The 730-nt window shown below is 43.8% G+C and carries 1 protein-coding gene; it reads left to right on the top strand.

What is annotated here, in order from left to right; translation table 11 throughout:
• Positions 1–168: 168 nt before the first annotated feature.
• On the top strand, positions 169–730 hold a 562-nt coding region (locus tag HMPREF2608_RS04145; protein ID WP_210402762.1), incomplete at its 3' end, for a hypothetical protein.

Below are 730 nucleotides of genomic sequence, written 5' to 3'. Positions count from 1 at the left end.
ACTATTATCAAATTGATGCAACAAACGTTTCAGTTCCTCAAATCAAAGAGGTTGATGCAACAATGGCACAAGAGACATTAAAGAAACTCAAGCATCAAGCCCACACAATTTCACGCATTAACGAAACAGCCTGCGCGGCCAACTAAACAAATTTAAAAGGGAAAATCCATGTCAAAGAATATCAGCGTAAAAATCAATAGTGGCAACGAAACCGTTGAGACCGTCAAACTGAACGCAACGAATAAAAAAGTCATTATCAAAGCGCAACCGAATGTGAACTACGAATTGGTTGACGACAATACCCAATACGCCCCAGAAACTATCGATACCAAACGTATTGGTAACGACCTTCACGTTGCATTTGAAGGCACCGACATTAATCAAGAATCCGATTTGGTATTGGAAGGTTATTACGAGAACAACAATACCGAATTGCTTTTGGGTAAGGCAGAAAACGGGCAATACTATGCCTATGTACCGCAAAGCGGCGTTGAAAGTGATGCGGTTACCTTGTTGGCAGAACAAGTATTTGCTCCACAGGCGTTAGGTGGTAATAGCGTAGCTACACCATTTTGGGCGTTTAATCCTAATTGGCTGTGGGCTGCAGCCGGAGTGGCAGCAGTAGGTGGCATTATTGCTGCTGCAAGTGGTAGCAGTGGTAGCTCATCTGCACCAGTTGGTAACTCAGCATTGAATGATGCATTGGCGAAAGTGAAAGCAGCGGAAGCGG

The sequence above is a fragment of the Neisseria sp. HMSC064D07 genome (genome assembly GCF_001837185.1).
Classification (GTDB): domain Bacteria; phylum Pseudomonadota; class Gammaproteobacteria; order Burkholderiales; family Neisseriaceae; genus Neisseria; species Neisseria flavescens_C.
Note: the sequence above shows the minus strand (reverse complement) of the source record. Positions and strands in the feature narration are given on the sequence as shown.